The organism is Mycobacterium sp. BK086, assembly GCA_004362315.1.
In the GTDB taxonomy this organism is placed as follows: domain Bacteria; phylum Actinomycetota; class Actinomycetes; order Mycobacteriales; family Mycobacteriaceae; genus Mycobacterium.
The window spans coordinates 2063407-2081664 of sequence record SNWL01000003.1; the positions used below are offsets into that span (position 1 = coordinate 2063407).

The 18258-nt window shown below is 67.0% G+C and carries 14 protein-coding genes; 7 read left to right on the forward strand and 7 right to left on the reverse strand.

The features are described from left to right. Positions 1–23 precede the first annotated feature (23 nt). The 4 genes from EV580_RS10255 to rpmF form a co-directional block, all read right to left on the reverse strand. Entirely contained in the window at positions 24–1460 is a 1437-nt protein-coding gene (locus EV580_RS10255; RefSeq protein WP_133690896.1) for a trypsin-like peptidase domain-containing protein, read from the reverse strand. 64 nt (positions 1461–1524) lie between these two features. Continuing rightward, a complete protein-coding gene (locus EV580_RS10260) occupies positions 1525–3069 on the reverse strand; it encodes a HAMP domain-containing sensor histidine kinase (protein WP_133690897.1) in 1545 nt (514 codons plus the stop codon). Beyond that, a complete protein-coding gene (locus tag EV580_RS10265) occupies positions 3069–3755 on the reverse strand; it encodes a response regulator transcription factor (RefSeq protein WP_133690898.1) in 687 nt (228 codons plus the stop codon). Before EV580_RS10265 ends, EV580_RS10260 begins: the two co-directional genes overlap by 1 nt. Positions 3756–3837: 82 nt before the next feature. After that, entirely contained in the window at positions 3838–4011 is a 174-nt protein-coding gene (gene rpmF, locus EV580_RS10270; protein ID WP_005139771.1) for a 50S ribosomal protein L32, read from the reverse strand. Between the two features lie 245 nt (positions 4012–4256). Here rpmF and EV580_RS10275 point away from each other — a divergent pair, with 245 nt between their 5' ends. The 7 genes from EV580_RS10275 (at position 4257) to EV580_RS10305 (ending at position 13279) form a co-directional block, all read left to right on the forward strand. Beyond that, positions 4257–5942 (forward strand): acyclic terpene utilization AtuA family protein, encoded by a 1686-nt coding sequence (locus EV580_RS10275; protein WP_133691136.1) that lies wholly within the window; start codon positions 4257–4259, stop codon positions 5940–5942. Further along, the gene (locus EV580_RS10280; protein ID WP_133690899.1) at positions 5939–7096 is read left to right on the forward strand and encodes an acyl-CoA dehydrogenase family protein; all 1158 of its coding nucleotides are present in this window, start codon (positions 5939–5941) and stop codon (positions 7094–7096) included. Before EV580_RS10275 ends, EV580_RS10280 begins: the two co-directional genes overlap by 4 nt. Continuing rightward, positions 7093–8688, forward strand: coding sequence for an acyl-CoA carboxylase subunit beta (locus EV580_RS10285; RefSeq protein WP_133690900.1), 1596 nt, complete (start codon positions 7093–7095; stop codon positions 8686–8688). The genes EV580_RS10280 and EV580_RS10285 overlap by 4 nt, the downstream gene beginning before the upstream one ends. A 5-nt stretch (positions 8689–8693) precedes the next feature. Next, a complete protein-coding gene (locus EV580_RS10290; RefSeq protein ID WP_133690901.1) occupies positions 8694–10670 on the forward strand; it encodes an acetyl/propionyl/methylcrotonyl-CoA carboxylase subunit alpha in 1977 nt (658 codons plus the stop codon). Further along, on the forward strand, positions 10670–11836 hold the full coding sequence (locus EV580_RS10295; protein WP_133690902.1) for an acyl-CoA dehydrogenase family protein: 1167 nt from the start codon (positions 10670–10672) through the stop codon (positions 11834–11836). The genes EV580_RS10290 and EV580_RS10295 overlap by 1 nt, the downstream gene beginning before the upstream one ends. Then, positions 11836–12603, forward strand: coding sequence for an enoyl-CoA hydratase family protein (locus tag EV580_RS10300; RefSeq protein ID WP_133690903.1), 768 nt, complete (start codon positions 11836–11838; stop codon positions 12601–12603). The genes EV580_RS10295 and EV580_RS10300 overlap by 1 nt, the downstream gene beginning before the upstream one ends. Before the next feature lie 64 nt (positions 12604–12667). Continuing rightward, complete coding sequence (locus EV580_RS10305; protein ID WP_133690904.1) at positions 12668–13279, forward strand: DUF1707 SHOCT-like domain-containing protein; 612 nt, start codon at positions 12668–12670, stop codon at positions 13277–13279. Between the two features lie 59 nt (positions 13280–13338). Here the strand turns inward: EV580_RS10305 and EV580_RS10310 are convergent, their stop codons facing one another. The 3 genes from EV580_RS10310 to EV580_RS10320 all read right to left on the reverse strand — a co-directional run bounded on the left by EV580_RS10310 (position 13339) and on the right by EV580_RS10320 (position 18232). Beyond that, positions 13339–14469 (reverse strand): hypothetical protein, encoded by a 1131-nt coding sequence (locus EV580_RS10310; RefSeq protein ID WP_133690905.1) that lies wholly within the window; start codon positions 14467–14469, stop codon positions 13339–13341. A gap of 402 nt (positions 14470–14871) precedes the next feature. After that, positions 14872–16857, reverse strand: a complete 1986-nt coding sequence (locus EV580_RS10315; protein WP_133690906.1) for a VWA domain-containing protein — start codon at positions 16855–16857, stop codon at positions 14872–14874. Beyond that, the gene (locus tag EV580_RS10320; RefSeq protein WP_133690907.1) at positions 16850–18232 is read right to left on the reverse strand and encodes a sigma 54-interacting transcriptional regulator; all 1383 of its coding nucleotides are present in this window, start codon (positions 18230–18232) and stop codon (positions 16850–16852) included. Before EV580_RS10320 ends, EV580_RS10315 begins: the two co-directional genes overlap by 8 nt. Positions 18233–18258 lie beyond the last annotated feature (26 nt).

The following is an 18258-nucleotide window of genomic DNA, read 5'->3' on the forward strand; positions in this document are numbered from 1 at the left end:
GGGATGTTCACCCACCACCCGGATCACTGAGCTGCCTTTCCGAGCGTGACCTGCACGGTCCGGTTCGCACCCGAAGGGTCGGTATAGGTCAGCGTCACCTGATCTCCCGGCGCCCGCGATCGGACGGCGGCCACCAGGGCGTCGGCGCTGCCGATCACCCGGTCGTTGACCTTGGTGACGACGACGCCGGTGGGCAGGCCCGCGGCCGCGGCCGCACCCCCCTTGGTGACGTCGACGATCTTCGCCCCATGGGTGGTGGTGTCATTGCTGACCTGCACGCCCAGCGACGCGTGGCTGGCGGTTCCGGTGCTGATCAGCTCATCGGCGATCCGCTTGGCCTGATCCACCGGAATGGCGAAGCCCAGGCCGATCGACCCGCTCTGGGCGTCCGGGGAGTCGCCTCCCAGAGTGGCGATCGCCGAGTTCACTCCGACCAACTCACCACTCATGTTGACCAGCGCGCCACCCGAGTTACCCGGATTGATCGCGGCATCGGTCTGGATGGCGTCCAGCACCGTGTTCTGGTTGTTCGCGTCACCGCCGGTGGCCACCGGGCGGTTCAGGGCGCTGACGATGCCGGTCGTGACGGTGCCCTCCAAGCCCAGCGGTGAACCGACAGCCACCACGTCCTGGCCGACCCGCAGGTTGGACGACGAGCCCAGGCTGATCGGCGTCAGGCCCGACACTCCCTGTGCGCGGACGACGGCAATATCGCTGGCGGGATCGGTGCCGATGACGGTGAACGATGCTGTGCGGCCGTCGGCGAACGTCACCGTTGTGGTCGGGGCTCCCCCGGCCGGCGGCGCACTCGGGCCGTTGCTCGGTCCCCCCGGCGTCAGCGGCGGCAGACCCGGAATGGTCGGTGGGGCGGCGGGAGCGGGCGCCCCGGGCTTCGCCGCGGCGACGACGTGGTTGTTGGTCAGGATCAGCCCGTCCGAAGACAGGATGATGCCCGAGCCCTCCTCGGACTGGCGGCCGAACTCGGTCTCGAGCTTGACCACGCTGGGGACCACCTTCGCGGCCACCTGCTCGACCGATCCCACCGGCAGATTGGCCGCCGGGACGTTGGACACCCCGTTCGGCCCGCCCTGCAGCACGGATCCAACCGGTTGCCGGTCCGGGTGGGCGAGCAACACCACGCCACCACCCACGCCCGCTGACACGACGGCGATCGCCAGGGCTCCTGCCGCCAACGCTCCCGCACGCGAACGCCGGGGCGGCGGCATCGGCACCATACCTGGTGTGGTGGCCGGATGTCCTTGTCGCACAGCCTGATACGGATTGTAGGGCTGACGATATTGTGACGGCTGCTGCTGGGTGGCATACCGCCAGTCGTAGGGCTGCTGATAACCGGCCGTGCGGGGCGGCTGCGAATACCCCGGTGCCGCATGGTGATTCGGCCCAGGATGGCCTGAGTGGCCGGGCTGCTGCTGCGGCGGATAACGCGAAGGGTCGGTCATATTGTCAGATCGCTCTTTCTCGTCACGAGACGGGAGAAAACTAGTAGCTCCAGCTTGCCTTGCACTACTGAGAATCGACTGAGATAACACTCGGCAGGGCCGGTGGTTTTTGCTGGGAGTGCCCTCGATCACCGTTGTTCTTGGCCGTTTCGGCCGTGATTTCGCTCTCAGCTGAAGCGTCCGCATACGTCGTCGCCGTGGTCGGCAACCCGGGCAGCAGGACGAAGAACGACGTCCCCGGGGGTTGCCCACCCGGCACGGTGTCGGCGATGCGGATCATCCCGCCGTGTTTGACGACAACCTGTTTGACGATCGCCAGGCCGAGCCCCGAGCCGGGCATCGCCCGCGCCGACATGGACCGGTAGAACCGCTCGAACACCAGACCGCGCTCGACCGGGGGAATGCCAGGTCCGTAGTCGGACACGACGAGTTCGGCGTGGGCCGCGTCCACCTGGCGCAGTCGCACCCCGACATGGGCGCCAGACGGGCTCCACTTCGCGGCGTTGTCGAGCAGGTTGACCACCGCCCGCGACAGGCCGGCGGGATCGCCGTACACCTGCCATCCGATGATGTCGACATCGAACTGAACATCGTTGCGACGCCGCCGCGCCCGTTCCAGGCTCCGTTCGATGACGTCACTGAGGTCGACCGCCTCGTGTACCACCCCACCCGCGTCCTCACGCGTGAGGTCGACGAGATCGCCTACCAGAGTGGACAATTCCTCGATCTGGCCGATCACGTCGGTGCGCAGCTCGGCCATCTCCTCCTCGGGCAACCGCGGGGCGCCGGGTTGCATCGAAGCCATGAGCAATTCGACGTTGGTGCGCAGCGAGGTCAACGGCGTGCGCAGCTCATGGCCGGCGTCGGCGACCAGCCGCGCCTGCCGTTCACGGGACTCGGTCAGTGCGCGCAGCATCGTGTTGAACGTTTCGGTGAGCCGGGCCAACTCGTCGCTGCCGAACACCGGAATGGGCCGCAGATCGTCGGTGCGCGCCACCCGCTCGGCGGCCTCGGTCAGCCTGGCCACCGGCCTCAGCCCGGTTCGCGCCACCATCCCACCGGCGATTGCGGCCACCACAACGCCGATGCCACCCACCGCCAGTAGCACCCACTTGAGCTTCGTCATCACCGCATTGGTGGGGGCAAGGCTCTTCGAGATCAGCAGCGAGCTGCCATTGGGCAGATGCACCGCGAGCACCCGTTGGTTGGACACCGTTCGGCGCGACATCAGCAGCTCACCGCCGATGACGGACTTCTCGGGCTCGCCGATCGGCAGCCGCTGGCCCTGCTGGTTCGCGGTGTAGATCGAGCGGCCGGGATTGACCAGCATCGCGTTGACATCCGAATAGGCGGTGCCCTCGATGGCCTTACCCGGGTCGGCGGCCAGCGACCCGCTGGCGATCAGCAATCCCGCCCGGCTCTGCAGCTGATTGTCGATATCGGTGTAGAGCGCGGCCGACACCACGGCGTACACCGCGACGGCCATCAACACCACCACCATCGCGACCATGGACATGGCCAGCAACATGACCCGCCATCGCAGCGAAAGCGATGTCGTCGATTCCTCGGGCGCCCGCGAGGCTCGCGCGCGCCGCCTCAGTCGTGCCATCAGGGCGGTGTCTCACGCAGCACATAACCCACACCTCGCACGGTGTGGATCAGCCGCGGTTCTCCTTCTGCTTCAGTTTTTCTGCGTAGATAACCGACGTACACCTCGAGCGCGTTGCCCGAGGTCGGAAAGTCAAAACCCCACACCTCTTCGAGGATGCGACTGCGGGTCAGGACCCGTCGCGGATTGGCGATCAGCATCTCCAGTAGCGCGAACTCGGTCCGGGTCAGGCTGATGGCACGTTTGCCTCGGTGCACCTCGCGGGTCACCGGGTCCAGCGTCAGGTCGCCGAATGTCATCAGCGCCGAATCGGACTGCTCTTCGGGGCTGGTCCGGCGCAGCAGGGCACGCATCCGCGCCAGCAGTTCTTCGAGCGCGAACGGCTTGGGCAGGTAATCGTCGGCGCCGGCATCCAGGCCTGCGACCCGCTCGGACACCGAGTCACGGGCGGTCAGCACCAGGATCGGGAGATCGTCGCCGGTGCTACGCAGTTGCCGACAGACTTCGAGCCCGTCCAGCCGCGGCATCATCACGTCGAGCACGAGCGCATCGGGCCGGTCGTTGGCGATCGCGTCGAGTGCCTCGACACCGTCCTGTGCGAGGTCTACGGAATATCCGTTGAAGGAAAGAGACCGGCGCAGGGACTCGCGCACCGCGCGATCATCATCAACGACAAGTATTCGCACAGCTACCAGTTTGTAGCCAACGCCTGAGATTGGCCTGAGAGGCACGCCGCACTAGCAGGCAATTCGCGCTTGGTGAACGCGCTCAGCGCTTGTCGAGATCGATCAGTCCGAGGCGCGCGGCCTTGAGCAACCGGCGGGGAACCTTGTGCTGACGGCCGCCGACGGAAACGTTGACCAGACCGGTGGCCTCGGCCTTCCACTGCGCGCGCCGACTGCGGGTGTTCGCGCGCGACATTCTGCGCTTGGGCACAGCCATGACGTGCTTCTCCTTGATCAGGGGTGGCGCCGCGCAGAGACGTACACATGCCGGCGGCCAACAGTTGCGCTTCAGGATAGCCGCTCACCTGCGTCGGCTCCAAAACGCACCGGGCGCCTGGTTTCACCCCTTGACTGGTGCCAGGTACCCGCCAGTAACCTACCGGTTGGTTGGTTCCGGCGGGCGGGAGCGGAGCGACTGGGGGATTGGTCACTGAAGGGAAGACAGCGCGCGTGGCAGATGCGGTGCGGATCGGCAATTGCTCGGGCTTCTACGGTGACCGCCTTGCCGCGATGCGCGAGATGCTCACCGGCGGCGAGTTGGACTATCTGACCGGCGACTATCTGGCCGAGCTCACGATGCTGATCCTGGGCCGCGACAAGATGAAGTACCCCGAGCGCGGCTATGCCAAGACCTTTTTGACCCAGCTGGAGGAATGCCTCGGATTGGCCCGTGACCGCGGTGTGCGCATCGTCGCCAACGCCGGCGGGCTCAACCCGGCCGGACTGGCCGATGCCGTGCGGGGGCTCGCCGATCGGCTCGGCATCGCGGTGAAGGTCGCCCATGTCGAAGGCGACGACCTTCTCCCCCGGGCCGCCGAGCTCGGCTTGGGCTCACCGCTGACGGCCAACGCCTATCTGGGCGCATGGGGCATCGCGGACTGTCTGCACAACGGTGCCGACGTCGTCGTCACCGGCCGCGTCACCGACGCCTCGGTGGTGGTGGGTCCGGCCGCCGCGCATTTCGGGTGGAATCGCGACGACTACGACCAGCTGGCCGGCGCCGTGGTGGCGGGCCACGTGATCGAGTGCGGCACGCAGGCCACCGGCGGCAACTACGCCTTCTTCACCGAGGTCGCCGACCTCGGCCACGCCGGCTTCCCGCTCGCGGAGGTGTACGCAGACGGGTCGTCGGTGATCACCAAGCATCCCGGAACCGGCGGGCAGGTGAGCGTGGGCACCGTGACAGCACAGCTGCTCTACGAGATCGGCGGCCCGCGCTATGCCAACCCCGACGTCACGGCCCGCTTCGACACCATCACGCTGACCGACGACGGGCCGGACCGCGTCCGCATCAGCGGTGTGCACGGCGAGCCGCCACCACCGTCGCTGAAGGTGTCGCTGAACAGCATCGGCGGATTCCGCAACGCGGTGACCTTTGTGCTCACCGGCCTGGACATCGAAGCCAAGGCCGCGTTGGTGCGCGACCAGCTGGAGTCGGCGCTGCGCGAAAAGCCCGCCGAGATGGGGTGGACGCTGGCCCGTACCGACCATGTCGACGCCGATACCGAGGAAGCCGCCAGCGCGCTGCTGAGCTGCGTGGTGCGCGATCCTGATCCCAAGAAGGTGGGCCGCCAGTTCTCCTCGGCCGCAGTCGAACTCGCGTTGGCGTCCTATCCCGGTTTCACCTCCACCGCACCGCCGGGCGACGGGCAGGTCTACGGCGTGTTCACCGCCGGTTATGTGCCTGCCGACACGGTCGCACAGGTCGCGGTGCTCCCCGACGGCACCCGAACCGAGATCGCTGCTGCCGCCGAGACTCTCGAGCTGGCCGACCTTGACGCACTGTCGCTACCCGACCCTCTCGACATCGGGCCGACCCGGCGGCTGCCGCTGGGCACGATCGCCGGCGCCCGCAGCGGGGACAAGGGCGGGGCGGCCAACGTCGGGGTGTGGGTACGCACCGACGAACAGTGGCGCTGGCTGGCACACACCCTGACGATCGATGCCCTGCGCGAATTGTTGCCGGAGACAAAGGATCTCCCGGTATCGCGGTACTTGCTACCGAATCTGCGGGCGGTGAACTTCGTCATCGACGGCATCCTCGGCCAGGGGGTCGCCTATCAGGCGCGGTTCGATCCGCAGGCCAAAGGGCTGGGCGAATGGCTGCGCAGCCGACACCTCGACATCCCGGAAGCGATCCTGTCGTGAGCATCTGGAACACCCCCGAACGCCAGCAGCTGCGCAAGACCGTGCGCAGCTTCGCCGAGCGCGAGATCCTGCCGCACATCGAGGAGTGGGAGCGTGCCGGTGAACTCCCGCGCGATCTGCACCGGAAGGCCGCCGCGGCCGGACTGTTGGGCGCCGAGCTGCCCGAGTCTGTCGGCGGTGGCGGCGGCGACGCCGCAGACTCGCTGATCATCTGCGAGGAGTTGCACGAAGCAGGCACTCCCGGTGGGGTTTTCGCCTCACTGTTCACCTGCGGTATCGCAGTGCCGCACATGGTGGCCTCCGGCGACGAGCGGCTGATCGAGAAATTCGTCCGGCCGACGTTGCGCGGTGAGCTGATCGGGTCGCTGGCCATCACCGAGCCGGGCGGCGGCTCCGACGTCGGCCACTTGCGGACAACGGCGACCCGCGCCGGCGACGAGTACGTCGTCAACGGTGCCAAGACCTACATCACGTCGGGGGTGCGTGCCGACTACGTCGTCACCGCGGTACGCACCGGCGGCACCGAAAATACTGGCGCATCCGGCGTTTCGCTGCTCGTCGTGGAGAAGGGCACACCGGGCTTTGAAGTCACCCGCAGGCTAGACAAGATGGGCTGGCGGTCCTCGGACACCGCCGAGCTTGCCTACTCCGAGGCTCGGGTACCGGCCGCCAACCTGGTGGGTGCCGAGAACACCGGCTTCGCCCAGATCGCCTCGGCCTTCGTGTCCGAGCGGATCGGTCTTGCGGCCCAGGCATATTCGTCGGCGCAACGGTGCCTGGACCTGACCGTGCAATGGTGCCGCGACCGGGAGACATTCGGCCGTCCGCTGATCTCCCGGCAGTCGGTGCAGAACACGCTGTCCGAGATGGCCCGCCGGATCGATGTGGCGCGGGTGTACTCGCGCAGTGTGGTCGAGCGGCAATTAGCGGGTGAGGCCGACCTGATCGCGACGGTGTGCTTCGCCAAGAACACCGCGGTCGAGGCCGGTGAATGGGTGGCGCACCAGGCGGTTCAACTGTTCGGAGGGATGGGCTACATGACCGAGTGCGAAGTCGAACGCCAATACCGGGACATGCGGATCCTGGGCATCGGCGGGGGCACCAACGAAATCCTCACCAGCCTGGCCGCGAAAGCACTGGGATATCAGGCATGACCGTCTTGAACAGCGTCATCGACCCCAAGGCGCCGACGTATATCGAGGCGGCCGAGGCCATGACGGCCAAGCTCGCCGAAATCGACGGCGAACTGGCCAAGGCGCTGGCCGGCGGTGGTGCGAAATATGTTGACCGGCACCACAATCGGGGCAAGCTCACGGCCCGCGAACGTATCGAGCTGCTGGTCGACCCCGATTCCCCGTTTCTGGAACTGTGTCCACTGGCCGCCTATGGCAGCGACTTCCAGGTCGGCGCCAGCCTGGTGACGGGCATTGGTGTGGTCGAGGGCGTCGAGTGTCTGCTGATCGCCAACGATCCCACCGTCAAGGGCGGCACCAGTAACCCCTGGACGCTGAAGAAGATGCTGCGGGCCAACCAGGTTGCCCTCGAGAACCGGCTGCCGGTGATCTCGCTGGTGGAATCCGGCGGTGCGGATCTGCCCACGCAGAAGGAGATCTTCATCCCGGGTGGACGGATGTTCCGGGACCTGACGCAACTCTCGGCCGCAGGCATTCCCACGATCGCGCTGGTATTCGGCAACTCGACAGCTGGTGGCGCCTACATCCCTGGGATGTCCGATCACGTCGTGATGATCAAGGAACGCTCGAAGGTCTTCCTGGCCGGTCCGCCGCTGGTGAAGATGGCCACCGGCGAGGAGGCCGACGACGAATCGCTCGGTGGCGCCGAAATGCACGCCAGGGTATCGGGTTTGGCGGACTACTTCGCCGTCGACGAGCTCGACGCCATCCGCATCGGCCGTCGCATCGTGGCCCGGCTGAACTGGGCCAAACAGGGGCCCACACCCCGCCCGGTGATCGCCCCGCTGGCCGACCCCGAAGAACTGCTCGGCATCGTCTCGGCCGATCTGCGGATTCCCTTCGACCCCCGGGAAGTGATCGCCCGGGTCGTCGACGGCTCCGACTTCGACGAGTTCAAGGCGATGTACGGCGCATCCCTGGTGACCGGCTGGGCCACCCTGCACGGCTACCCGGTCGGCATCCTCGCCAACGCCCGCGGTGTGCTGTTCAGCGAGGAATCCCAGAAGGCCACCCAGTTCATCCAGCTGGCCAACCGCTCCAATACACCACTGTTGTTCCTGCACAACACGACCGGCTACATGGTCGGCAAAGCCTATGAGGAAGGCGGGATGGTCAAGCACGGCTCGATGATGATCAACGCCGTCTCCAACTCGCGGGTCCCGCACATCTCGCTGCTGATCGGCGCGTCCTACGGCGCAGGCCACTACGGCATGTGTGGCCGCGCCTACGATCCGCGGTTCCTCTTCGCCTGGCCCAGCGCCAAATCCGCGGTGATGGGCGGCGCGCAGCTGGCCGGCGTGTTGTCGATCGTCAACCGCGCGGCCACCGAAGCCCGCGGCGGAACGGTCGACGAACAAGCCGACGCCGCCCTACGGGCAGCCGTCGAGGCGCAGATCGAAGCCGAGTCGCTACCGATGTTCCTGTCCGGGCGGATCTACGACGACGGGGTGATCGATCCCCGCGACACCCGCACCGTGCTCGGAATGTGCCTGTCCGCCATAGCCAATGCACCGATCGAGGGGACGTCGAACTTCGGCGTCTTCCGGATGTGAGCCCCATGATCTCTCGAGTCCTCGTTGCCAATCGCGGTGAGATCGCCCGCCGCGTCTTCGCCACCTGCCGCCGGCTCGGCATCGCCACAGTGGCCGTGTACACCGATCCCGACGCGTCGTCCCCCCACGTCGAGGAGGCCGACGCCCGGGTACGTCTGGACGGAAATTTTGGTTACCTGGACGCCGCGCAGCTGATCTCGTCCGCGAAGGCCTCCGGTGCCGACGCCATCCACCCCGGTTACGGATTCCTCTCCGAGAACCCCGATTTCGCCAAAGCTGTCATCGACGCCGGGCTGACCTGGATCGGGCCGCCGGTGGCCGCTGTCGCATCGATGGGCTCCAAGATCGAGGCCAAGAAGATGATGGCCGCGGCCGGGGTCCCCGTGCTCGACGAACTCGACCCCGAGGCAGTCACCCAGAATCAGCTACCGGTGCTGGTGAAGGCGTCGGCGGGTGGCGGCGGCCGTGGTATGCGGGTGGTGACCGAGCTCGCCGAGCTCGCGGCCCAGGTGCAGGCCGCAAGCCGGGAAGCTCAGTCGGCGTTCGGCGATCCGACAGTGTTCTGCGAGCGGTACCTGCCGACCGGCCACCATGTCGAGGTCCAGATACTCGCCGACGAGCACGGCACGGTCTGGGCGGTCGGCGAGCGGGAATGCTCCATTCAACGCCGGCACCAGAAGATCATCGAGGAGGCGCCCTCTCCCCTGGTGGACCGTGTTGCGGGCATGCGGGACAGGCTTTTTCAGGCCGCGCGGCTGGCAGCCGGCGCGATCGGTTACACCGGGGCGGGCACGGTGGAGTTCCTCGCCGGCGATGACGGCGAGTTCTACTTCCTCGAGATGAACACCCGCCTGCAGGTCGAGCATCCCGTCACCGAGCTCACCACTGGTCTGGACCTCGTCGAGTTGCAGCTCTCGGTGGCCGACGGAGAGCGGCTCGGCGCCGAGCCGCCTGCGGCCCGTGGGCATTCGATCGAGGCGCGGATCTACGCCGAGGACCCGGCCCGCAACTGGCAGCCCCAGGCTGGTCACATCCACCGGTTCGAGGTGCCCGGCACCACAACCACTTTCGGCCCGCTCAACGGCACCGGAATCCGACTCGACTCCGGTGTCGCCGACTCCTCCGTGGTGTCGATCCACTACGACCCGATGCTGGCCAAGGTCATCTCGTACGCCCCGACCCGCAGGCGCGCGGCGCAGGTGCTCGCCGACGCACTCGCAAGGACCCGGCTGCACGGGGTCCGCACCAACCGCGACCTCTTGGTCAATGTCCTTACCCACCAAGCCTTCCTGGCCGGTGCGACCGACACGGCCTTCTTCGACACGCACGGGTTGCCCGAGCTGGCCCGGCCCCTGGCAGATGAAGCGACGATCCGGCTCGCGGCGGTGGCCGCAGCGCTGGCCGACGCCGCCAACAACCGCGCCACGGCGACGGTGCTGGGCGAGATAACCAGCGGCTGGCGCAATGTCGTCTCGGGCAACCAGCACAAGACCTACCTGGACGCGGCCGGTCAGGAACACCTCGTCGCCTATCGATTCACCCGCGACGGCCTGGTGCTGCCCGACGACGACGGCGCGACCCTGGTATCGGCTCAGCCGGATCGGGTGGTGCTCGCAAGCGATGGCGGGGTGGCCACGGCATTCGAGGTAAGCCGTTATGGCACTGAGGTTTACGTCGACTCACCGCTGGGTCCCGTCACCCTGACTGCCGCCCCGCGGTTTCCCGAACCGGGCTCGGCTGTCGAGAAGGGTTCGCTGCTGGCACCCATGCCCGGCTCGGTCATCCGCCTCGGCGCCGCACTGGGCGACACCGTCACCCTCGGTCAGCCGCTGGTCTGGCTGGAGGCGATGAAGATGGAACACACCATCAACGCGCCGACCGACGGCGTGGTGACCCAACTTGACGTCAGCGTCGGCCAGCAGGTCGACGTCGGAACCGTCCTCGCCCGGGTGGAGAACCCGGCAGCGGGAGAAGGAGAGTAATGACCGACACCGGCTTCATCGAGAGCGAGGAACGCCAAGAGCTGCGCAAGGCGGTCGCCGCGCTGGCGTCGAGCTACGGCCAGGACTACTACCTGGCGAAGGCCCGCGCCGGTCAGTACACCGACGAATTGTGGGCGGAGGCAGGGAAACTCGGCTTCATTGGCGTCAACCTCCCCGAGGAGTACGGCGGCGGCGGTGCGGGCATGTACGAACTCTCGCTGGTCATGGACGAGATGGCCTCCAATGGGTGTTCGCTGCTGATGATGGTGGTGTCACCGGCCATCAACGGCACGATCATCAGCAAGTTCGGCACCGACGAGCAGAAGAAGCGCTGGCTGCCGGGAATCGCCGACGGAACGACCACCATGGCGTTCGCCATCACCGAACCCGACGCCGGGTCGAACTCACATCGCATCACCACCACCGCTCGACGGGACGGCAGCGACTGGATCCTGTCCGGTCAGAAGGTGTACATCTCCGGCGTCGATCAGGCCCAGGCGGTGCTGGTCGTCGGCCGGATGGAAGACGCCAAGACCGGCAACCTCAAGCCGGCGCTGTTCATCGTGCCCACCGACACACCGGGTTTCACGTACACCAAGATCGATATGGAGATCATCAGCCCGGAAAATCAGTTCTCGCTGTTCATCGACGACGTCCGCCTGCCTGCCGACGCACTGGTGGGCTCGGAGGACGCCGCGATCGCACAACTCTTTGCCGGTCTGAACCCCGAGCGGATCATGGGATCCGCCAACGCGATCGGCGTCGGGCGCTTCGCGCTCACCAAGGCGGCCGACTACGTCAAGACCCGTCAGGTGTGGAAGACCCCGATCGGCGCGCATCAGGGCATCGCACATCCGCTGGCGCAGAATCACATCGAACTCGAACTGGCCCGGCTGATGATGCAGAAGGCGGCCACGCTCTATGACAACGGCGATGACTTCGGCTGCGCGGAGGCGGCGAATATGGCCAAATACGCGGCGGGCGAGGCGTCCACCCGGGCCGTCGACCAGGCCGTGCAATCGCTCGGCGGCAACGGGCTGACGAAGGAGTACGGCATCGCCTCGATGGTCACCGCCTCGCGACTGGCGCGCATCGCCCCGGTGAGCCGGGAGATGATCCTGAACTTCGTCGCCCAGACCTCGCTGGGCCTGCCGCGGTCGTACTGATGAAGCCGCTGGTCACCTACGCCGTCGACGGACACGTCGCCCGGCTGACCCTGGACTCACCGCACAACCGCAATGCGCTGTCCACCCGACTGGTCGAACAGCTGCATGCCGGGCTGCAGGCGGCCGCCGCCGATCCGTCGGTGCGGGCGGTGGTGCTCGGGCACACCGGCGGCACGTTCTGTGCCGGCGCCGACCTGAGCGAGGCCGCCGATGGCGATCCGTTCGAGTCGACCGCGGCCCGTGCCCGGGAGACGACGACGGTATTGCGCGCGATCGTCGAATCGCCGGTGCCGGTGGTAGGGGCGATCGACGGCCATGTCCGCGCCGGCGGGCTGGGCCTGATCGGGGCGTGCGACATCGTGGTCGCGGGCCCGCGCAGCACGTTTGCGCTGACCGAGGCGCGCATCGGTGTGGCGCCGGCGATCATCTCGCTCACCCTGCTGCCGAAACTGTCACCGCGAGCGGCTGCCCGCTACTACTTGACGGGTGAGACGTTCACCGCGGCCACGGCCGCCGAGATCGGGCTGATCACCATCGCCGCCGACGACGTCGACACCGCAGTGGCGGGCGTCGTCGCGGACCTGGGCCGTGGCTCGCCCCAGGGGCTGGCCGCATCAAAAGCCCTGACCACGGCCGATGTCCTGGCCGGATTCGACCGCGACGCCGAGCGATTGGCGAACGAGTCGGCGCGGCTGTTCGTCTCCGAGGAAGCGCGGGAAGGGATGCTCGCGTTTCTGGAGAAACGCCAGCCTCGCTGGCTGCGATAACACCACTGTGAGAGATCAGCGAACACTCTTGCGGTTGTCTTCCAGAGTCGTACCCTCGTAGGCGATGAGCAATTTGACACCACGAGACGCGACGACGCGGGCCGCTGATGCGGACCGCATCCAGGTTGCTCAGCTACTCACCGACGCCGCCTCCAAGGGACGTCTGCAGCTCGGAGAGTACGAGCAACGGCTGGCGAAGGCCTACGCCGCGCAGACCTACGACGACCTCGATCGGCTCACCGCGGACTTGCCCGAGGCGACGGACACGTCGCACCGGCGCGGCGCATCCAAGCCCGCACCCAAGACGCTGCTGCTGGCCATCCTGAGCGGGTTCGAACGCCGGGGTCGCTGGAATGTGCCGGGCCGGATCACCACGTTCACGTTGTTCGGCGGCGGCGTCGTGGACCTGCGCTACGCCGACTTCACCTCGGCCACAGTCGAAATCCACGCATACTCGATCATGGGCGGGCAGACCATTCTGCTGCCGCCGGAGATCAATCTCGAAGTCCGCGGCATCGGTGTGATGGGCGGGTTCGACCACAACGTCGACGGCGTCGGCACACCGGGCGCCCCGACGGTCACCATCCGGGGCTTCTCGTTGTGGGGCGGCGTGGGCGTCAAACGTAAGAACCGAAAGCCCGGCGGTTCCGAGCCGCAGGCACTCGGACCGGCCTGAGCCCAGAAAAAACCTCGGCCCCTTCCTTTTCGGAAGGGGCCGAGGTTTTTCTGAGTGGACTACTTGGCGCTGCCGGCCGAGCTGGAGCTGCCCGAATCGCTCGAGCTGGAGCTGCTGCTCGAATCGCTCGAGGTCTTGGTGCTGGGCTTCGACTTCTTGGTGATGCCGAGCGCGTCCGAGATCTGCTTGCCGATCTTGTTCAGCGGGTTCTGCGGAGCCTTGGCGGGCTTGGTCGCCTTGGTCGCGGGCTTGGCCGACGACGCGACACCGGTGGTGGAGGTGCTGGTGTCGGTCGAGCTGCCCTCGGTGGAGGAGCTGCTCTCGGTCGAGCTGCTCTCCGTGGTCGAGCTGCCGCCGGTCGAGGAGGTGCTCTCGGTGGACGAGCTGCTGTCGGTCGACTCGGTCTTGACTTCAGCCGCGGCCGTCTTCTTCGCAGCCGCCGAGGAGCTGGCGGTCGGGTTCAAGGCGTTCTCGACGTTCTTGACGACGCCTTCGACGGCGGCGGCGGCCGCGCTGGCGGCACCGCTCAGTGCGGCGGCCGAGGGCAGGTTGTCCGAGATCGAGGTCGAGATGTAGGCCAGGATGGCCGACAGCCCGTTGGTGCTGTAGGAGAACCCGGTGTTGGTGTCGGGGTCGTAGTCCGGGGTCTGGCCGTAGAAGAACAGGCTGGCCAGAATGCCGCCGCCGAGCTTGACCGGGCCGAGGTCGAAGGTGGGAACCAGCTGGGTTGCCGAGACCACGATCGAGTTGATGACGTTCGGGACGCCGTAGTAGAAGACCGTCTGCGCGGCCTGGAAGATCGGCGAGCTGGTACCGAACAGCTCGCCGGCGGCCACGTAAGGCACTGCGGGCGCGCCGATTTCGAAGTAGTAGTTGTCGAGGTCGAAGCCGGGGACGAACGACTCGGCAGCGTTGTCGACGAGGTAGTACAGAACACCCGGGGCGCCGGAGAGGTAAATGTCACTCACGCCCGGGTAGTAGGTGTTGGTGTCGGTGATGTAGCCGCCCCAGCCGAACCAGTAGGCGTCGTTGATGCCCTGGATCGTGATGTCGGTGATCGCCGTCAGTGCGACCTGCGCGGTCGAGGTCCGCAGCGGGCTCGGCGCGCCGATCGCGAGATCGTGGGTCGGCACGAGTGCCGGTGTTGCGGCGACGATGGCGGCGGCGCTGGCCACTGCGGCGCCGGTCATCAGGAAAGGTCGAGTTCTTGACGCCATTGCTAGTTCCCCTTGTTGGTGCGGTTCGCCAGGGTCGTGACGAACTCGATGCTTTGCTGATACGAATCTTAGAAGATCCTGATAGATACTAAGGGGCTGTTTGCCCTTCAGCAAGCGGTATGGGCGAACTTAAGGACTAAAGTACTTCTCTTTTGCCACACCCATCACGCCAGCTCGCGCGGTGTCGGGTAGCTAATTGACGCTCGAGAAACATCCGCGTTACCGACGTGTTGCACGTGTTCGCTAGCGCTAGGGGTTGGAGAACGTTGCCGTCAATAATAAAGAGGTTTGCCGCGCTCTTTCCGGTCCACACAATTCGGCGGGTGGCGACCAGCGGGGTGTAAAGATTTGCTGAATACCTGAGAGCTTCTCAGTTCAGCGACGTCGGCGCCGCGACCGCAGGTAGTCGCCGACGACCGCCGCGCCCAGACCGTCCAGATCGGGAACAACCACCCGCCCTTCCACCCGCCGAGCAATGTCATCGATGAACTTGGCGAGGCCGGGATCGTTTCCGAGCCGGAAGATCGTCACCTGCGCTCCCAGTCGCGCGACCTCGTCGAAGCCGCGCACAGTGAGCCCCTTGGTCCGCGGGTGCGGCGGATAGTCGAAGAACACCGACGCGCCCCGGCCGTCGAAATCCTCCAGGTGGGCGGTCGGCTCGCCGTCGGTGACCACCAGCACCACCGGTTGGGCATTGGGGTGCCTGCGCAGATGCCGCACCGCCAGGGCCAGCGCATGGTGCAGGTTGGTGCCCTGTTCGTAGACGCCTTCGAGGCCGGTCAGCTCGGCCGCGGTCACCGTCCGCGCGTAGCGCCCGAACGCGATGATCTCCAGCGCATCCGACCGGAACCGCGTGCTCACCAGGTGGTTGAGCGCCAGCGCGGTCCGCTTCATCGGCAGCCACCGGTTCTCCATCACCATCGAGAACGAGGTGTCGACCAGCAGTGCCACCGCCGACTGGGTACGGGTCTCGGTCTCGGAGACCTCGACGTCGTCGACGCTGATCTGCAGCGGACCGTCCAGCCTGTCCGTCCCGGCTTGCCGCAGCACCGCGTTGGTCAGCGTCCGGGTGACGTTCCACGGCTCGGTATCGCCGAATGCCCACGGCCGGGTCGCGCCCGTCAGTTCGCCCGCTGCACCCGCGCGACGGGTGTCCCGCTCGCCGTGCCTTCCCGAAAGTTGTTGGGCGACATCGCGAAGAGCTGTTTGACCGAGTTGGCGCATCGCCTTCGGCGACAACCGCCACTGCCCATCCGAGCCGCGATCCAGGAAACCCTGATTCATCAGCGCGCGCTCCAACTCGGCCAGTGTCCGCGCGTCGATGGCGGCCTGGTCGCCGAGCTGGCGGGCCAGCGCGTCGAGATCGACGTCGTCCATGGTGGCCCCGGCGTAGCTCTGCGACAACTGATCGGCGAGCTGCTCGAGTTCAGCGATGTCGGCGAGCGCCTGCGCCCCCTCCCCCATGCCCAGGGGGTTCTCGCCGGAGAACTCCGACGAGCCGTTCCAGTCCTCGCCGGGCCGGGCCGCCTGCAGATGGGAGTCGAGCCGGTTGAGCGCGTTCATCAACTCCTGCGATCCGAATGCCTGCTGCGCCAAGGCATCCAGCTCGGCGCGCTGGTCGGCGCTCAGGCTGTTGCGGAAGCGCTGCGCGGCCGCGGCGCGCTTGGCCAGCGAGTCCAGCAGCTCGTCGACGTTCTTCGGATTCTCCGGGAAGTACTGGCCATGCTTTCGCATGAAGTCCTGAAAATCCTCGGCGCTGTCCTCGCCGCGAGAGTGCTTGTCCAGCAGGTCGTTGAGATCGTTGAGCATCTCGTTGACGGCTTGCCGGTCTTCGTCGGTGGCGTTCTCCAGCGCCTCCTTCATCCCGGCGAATCGCTGATCGAGCATCTCCCGGCCGAGCAGATCCTTGATCTGCTCGTACTTCTGGCGCGCCTCGGGGCTGCGCCAGTCGTAGTCCGAGAGTTCCTGGACCGCCTTGGCCGGCGACGGCGACAACGCCTCGATCTGCAGTTCGGCGAACCGGGCGTCGTCATCGAGGGCCCGCGCCAACTCCTTGCGTTCGGACAGCACCGCCTCGTCGAGCAGCTTCTTGATCTCTTGCAGAGTGCCGTCAAGGTTGTTGCGGTTCAACAGCTCTCGCCGCCGCCGGTTGACCTCGGCGGCCAGCCGGTCGGCGCCCTTGGTGTCTCTGGTGCCACGGCGCAGCAGCTCGGACAGCGCCCGCCGCGGCGAGGTGCCCTCCATGACGTCCTGCCCGATCTGTTCGAGCGCGTCGCGCAGATCCACCGGCGGGGCCAGTGGATCCGGACCGCCGGTATAAGCCGAATAGCGGGAGTCGTGCCCGTGGTGGCGTTTAGCCATAGACGGTTTCGCCCTCTCCCGTCACCTTGTCGATGCGCTTGGCCAAATACAGCGCCTCCAAAGCCAATTCGAGTGCGGCGGCCCGCTCGCCCTCGGTCTCGGCATCCAGTCGCTTGGCGATCTCTTCGATCACCGGCAGGTCGGGCAGCGCGGCGAGCACGTCCTTGGCCGCCACCTGCTCGCCGGTCGTCACCGCCGAACCACCCTCGACCGCGGCCACCAATGGTCCGACATCGATGCCGCCGAGTGTGCGCTGCGCGGTATCGGCGGTGGCTCGGCGCAGCAGGTGCTCGAGCACGGCCTGCTCGCGGCCCTCCTCACCGGACTCGAATTCCAGCTTGCCGCGCAGCACGTCGATGATCGTGCTGAGGTCGACCACCCGGGCCACGGGTTCTTCCTCGCCCAGCACCGCGCCGCGATGACGGGCCGAGGCCGCGACGGTTTCGGCGGCCGCGATCGCGAACCGAGCCGACACCCCCGAGCGCTGGTCGACGGAACTGGACTCGCGCAGATAGCGCGCGAAGCGGGCAATGATTTGCATCAGGTAGGTCGGAACCTGCGCGGACAGGTGCGCTTCCTGGGTGATGACGCCGACCTCGGCATCGAGTTCGCGGGGGTAGTGCGTGCGGATCTCGGCGCCGAACCGGTCCTTGAGCGGGGTGATGATGCGCCCGCGGTTGGTGTAGTCCTCGGGGTTGGCGCTGGCGACCACGAGCACGTCCAGCGGCAGCCGCAGCGTGTAGCCGCGCACCTGGATGTCGCGCTCCTCCATCACATTGAGCATCGAGACCTGAATGCGCTCGGCCAGGTCGGGCAGCTCGTTGACGGCCACGATGCCGCGGTGCGCCCGCGGGATCAGGCCGAAGGCGATGGTTTCCGGGTCACCGAGGGAACGCCCTTCGGCGACCTTGATCGGATCGATATCGCCGACCAGGTCGGCGACGCTGGTGTCCGGAGTCGCGAGCTTCTCGGTGTAGCGCTCGCTGCGGTGCCGCCACTCGACCGGCAGCGCATCGCCGGAGTCGGCCGCCCGGCGGATCGACTGCGGCGTGATCGGGCTGTAGGGGTGCTCACCGAGTTCGGATCCGGCGATCACCGGCGTCCACTCGTCGAGCAGGTTCTGCAGCGAGCGCAGCAGCCGGGTCTTGCCCTGACCGCGCTCACCCAGCAGGACGAAGTCGTGCCCGGCGATCAGGGCCCGCTCCAACTGCGGCAAGACGGTGTCCTCGAACCCGAAAATGCCTGGCCAGACGTCATCGCCCTCGGCCAGCGCGGTGAGGAGGTTCTCCCGGATCTCCTGCTTGACGCTGCGTTCCCGGTGGCCGGATGCGCGCAGTTCGCCAAGAGTGCGGGGGAGGTTGTCAGGTGAAGTCACCTCTCCACGCTACGACTGCCGCGTGC

What these genes read in the sequence shown, in the direction of transcription:
- EV580_RS10295 (WP_133690902.1), top strand. Translation starts at nt 10,670, where the DNA reads ATGACCGACACCGGCTTCATCGAGAGCGAGGAACGCCAAGAGCTGCGC.
- EV580_RS10315 (WP_133690906.1), bottom strand. Translation starts at nt 16,857, where the DNA reads ATGGCTAAACGCCACCACGGGCACGACTCCCGCTATTCGGCTTATACC.
- rpmF (WP_005139771.1), bottom strand. Translation starts at nt 4,011, where the DNA reads ATGGCTGTGCCCAAGCGCAGAATGTCGCGCGCGAACACCCGCAGTCGG.
- EV580_RS10290 (WP_133690901.1), top strand. Translation starts at nt 8,694, where the DNA reads ATGATCTCTCGAGTCCTCGTTGCCAATCGCGGTGAGATCGCCCGCCGC.
- EV580_RS10255 (WP_133690896.1), bottom strand. Translation starts at nt 1,460, where the DNA reads ATGACCGACCCTTCGCGTTATCCGCCGCAGCAGCAGCCCGGCCACTCA.
- EV580_RS10305 (WP_133690904.1), top strand. Translation starts at nt 12,668, where the DNA reads ATGAGCAATTTGACACCACGAGACGCGACGACGCGGGCCGCTGATGCG.
- EV580_RS10285 (WP_133690900.1), top strand. Translation starts at nt 7,093, where the DNA reads ATGACCGTCTTGAACAGCGTCATCGACCCCAAGGCGCCGACGTATATC.
- EV580_RS10260 (WP_133690897.1), bottom strand. Translation starts at nt 3,069, where the DNA reads ATGGCACGACTGAGGCGGCGCGCGCGAGCCTCGCGGGCGCCCGAGGAA.
- EV580_RS10310 (WP_133690905.1), bottom strand. Translation starts at nt 14,469, where the DNA reads ATGACCGGCGCCGCAGTGGCCAGCGCCGCCGCCATCGTCGCCGCAACA.
- EV580_RS10300 (WP_133690903.1), top strand. Translation starts at nt 11,836, where the DNA reads ATGAAGCCGCTGGTCACCTACGCCGTCGACGGACACGTCGCCCGGCTG.